The sequence below is a fragment of the Photobacterium sp. OFAV2-7 genome (genome assembly GCF_022347985.1).
In the GTDB taxonomy this organism is placed as follows: Bacteria; Pseudomonadota; Gammaproteobacteria; order Enterobacterales; family Vibrionaceae; genus Photobacterium.
Window position 1 is genome coordinate 1 of sequence record NZ_JAKRFQ010000625.1, and the last position, 3,198, is coordinate 3,198.

Below are 3,198 nucleotides of genomic sequence, written 5' to 3' on the forward strand. Positions count from 1 at the left end.
TTTATGGTGAGTACGTATTGGTTATTCGGTATTAATGGCTATTGACGCTGAGGCCGTATTTCTTGATTTTTCGGTAAAGCGTGGCAATACCGATACCCAGCTCGTCGGCCACCAGCTTGCGGTTGCTTAACCGGTTAATCGCTTCCTCGATGCGGATTTTTTCCATTTCTTCAAGGCTCATAGCGCACTCGTCCGCGTTAATACTCTCGACTTGATGCTCGACTTTGGCCTGCTCGAAATAAGGAGGCAGCAAGTCGACATCAATCGTGTCGCCTTCCGGTACCACATTCACCAAATATTCAATCAGGTTACTCAGTTCACGTACGTTGCCGGGCCAGTGATAGGCATTGAGTCGGGCCATGGCTTCGGTTGCAATCCCCGGGTAGCTCACGCCGATCTTTCGGGTATGTATATCGAGGAAGAATTGTACCAGTAGCTCGACATCACCTTCACGTTCTTTCAGTGGCGGGAGGTGAATAGGGATCACGTTGAGACGATAGTACAAGTCTTCCCGGAACTTGTTCGAGGCAATCATTTCAGCGAAGTTGCGGTTGGTCGCCGATACAATTCGAATATCGATCGGGATTGAGGTGTTTGAGCCAATCGGCATCACTTCACGCTCTTCCAGTACCCTCAGCAGTTTGGCCTGAAGGGTCATTGACATGTCGCCGATTTCATCCAGGAACAAAGTGCCTTTATTGGCAGCCTGAATCAAACCGGTCTTGCCCTTGTTGGAAGCGCCGGTAAAGGCACCTTTGACATAACCAAACAGCTCACTTTCAAGTAGCTGATCAGGTATTGCGGCACAGTTAATGGCAATAAAAGGCTTATCGCTTCGGGTACTTAAATTATGCACTGCATGGGCAATAACTTCTTTACCTGTACCGCTCTCACCGTTAATGAGAACGCTCGACGGACTGCTGGCGATACGGGATATCAGGGTTTTCAGCTGGCGCATTTTTTTGCATTCACCAATTACACTGGTAAATTGCGGCTGTGGCTCATTGATCGCAAAAGATTTATTTGGCTGATGGAAGGCCATTAAAAAAAGCTGGTGGCCACGGGCATCATGAAATTGGCCGACAACCAACTCCTGGCGTTCGCCAAGCGATATGATGTGCTGCTGGTGTCCCTTTAATTCATTATTGTGGAACGATAGCGGCTGAATATTGACTTCGACCCGGGATAACTCTTCACGTTCTATATTTAGGTTGTTCAGCGCTGGCTGGTTACCATATTTTACCCGGCTGTTACCGTCTAATACTAATACCCCCTGATCCATGTTTTCGATAAGGCTGGTAAATACTTCGTCGAGCCCGTCATCATGTTCATTGTTGCTGGCCAGAACTTTGGCGACCACTATTTGGGAAATGTGCTGAATATAGTCAGAGAAGAGCTGCACATTCTCCTTGATTCTTTCGCGCGACTCTTCGGTAAAGGCAACCAGGCTGATCACCCCGATACAGCGATCTTCGGCCATGATAGGTACACCAAGGAATGCCGTTTCTCGACAAGTTCCTTTGTTTGAACAGCCATCACACAACGGATCGGTACGCGATTTAACAACTACCTTTTCTCTATGTGTTTCAAGAATATATCGAAAAATTCTTGAACTTGTGTTGAGCTTCTTACCAAAGAATTTGCTATATGGCCCGGTACCGGCGATGCGGACTAAATCGGCATCAACGACCTCAGCGTCCAGCTGAAGTACGGCTGAAAGCATTTGTGTAAAGCGCAGTATGGTGGGCTGCAGTTGCATGAGTTCGGATTGCTGGGCGTTTTTCAACATATATCAAGTCTATTTTAGGGAAGTCCTTACAAAGTTAATAAAGAATCAATGATTCCTGCTTGATATAAGTCAGTGTTTTCCATTGGATTCGCGATGCGAAATAGGAATTGCAAGCTAGGTCACACCTGAATATCAATATGATAAACCGCCTCTGGGGCGCTATCATTTTGGTCGCTATCACTGATAGTGAGTGATAGCGTGCGACAAGAACCAGAGTTAGCAATAAATTGCTTTGAAATTTCTTACCCCTTGTAATTCAAGGGCTGATGGCTTTTTTTTATTTATTTTTCCACTTTATTTCGTTGTTGGCACAGATATTGGAATAGGAGAGTCAGCTGTCTGTTTTAACCCTACAGACTTTTTCCAGCCGGACACGATAAAACAAATTTACTTACTGGGAAGAATAAAATGAAAAGCATTAATGAACTAATCAAGGAAATCAATGAACTAAAATCTGAACTTCATAATAAAGATTTCCTATTAACGTGGGAGCAGAGCCCCGAAGAGCTAGAGCGCGTATTAAAAACTGCGCAAGCACTAAAAGCAATGCGCCAGGAAAATATTGCAACAAACGTATTCAAAAATGGTCTGGGTATTTCACTGTTCCGTGATAACTCAACTCGTACCCGTTTCTCTTATGCGTCTGCCATCAACATGCTAGGTTTAGCCCAGCAGGATCTTGATGAAGGCAAATCTCAAATCGCTCACGGTGAAACCGTTCGTGAAACCGCTAACATGATCTCATTCTGTGCTGACGCTATCGGTATCCGTGATGACATGTACCTAGGTGCCGGTAACGCCTATATGCGTGAAGTGGGTGAAGCGTTGGATGATGGTGTTAAGGAAGGCGTTCTACCACACCGTCCTGCGCTTGTTAACCTGCAGTGTGATATCGACCACCCAACTCAGTCTATGGCTGACCTGGCATGGTTGGAAGAGCACTTCGGTGGTCTTGACAAGCTAAAAGGCAAGAAGATTGCAATGACTTGGGCTTACTCTCCAAGCTACGGTAAGCCGCTATCTGTACCTCAGGGCATCATCGGCCTGATGACTCGCTTCGGTATGGACGTGACTCTGGCTCACCCAGAAGGTTACGACCTAATTCCTGAAGTGGTTGAAGAAGCGCGTAAGAATGCCGAAGCATCTGGCGGTAGCTTCACTCAGGTTTCCTCAATGGAAGAAGCCTTCGAAGATGCTGACATCGTGTATCCAAAATCATGGGCACCTTATCAGGTAATGGGTCGTCGTACCGAGCTACTTCGTGCCAACGACCACGAAGGCCTGAAAGCGCTTGAGCAGGAATGTCTGGCTCAGAACGCCAACCACAAAGATTGGCACTGCACCGAAGAAATGATGAAGAAGACCAAAGACGGTGAAGCACTATACATGCACTGTCTGCCTGCCGATAT

2 protein-coding genes are annotated in these 3,198 nt (G+C 46.4%); one reads left to right on the forward strand and one right to left on the reverse strand.

The features are described 5' to 3' along the window. Positions 1–31: 31 nt before the first annotated feature. A complete protein-coding gene (locus tag MHN01_RS21970; protein WP_239413440.1) occupies positions 32–1,789 on the reverse strand; it encodes a sigma 54-interacting transcriptional regulator in 1,758 nt (585 codons plus the stop codon). A gap of 408 nt (positions 1,790–2,197) precedes the next feature. Between MHN01_RS21970 and ygeW the strand changes: the two genes are divergently transcribed. Then, positions 2,198–3,198: knotted carbamoyltransferase YgeW (ygeW, locus tag MHN01_RS21975; protein ID WP_239413441.1), on the forward strand; the 1,001-nt coding region annotated here is incomplete at its 3' end.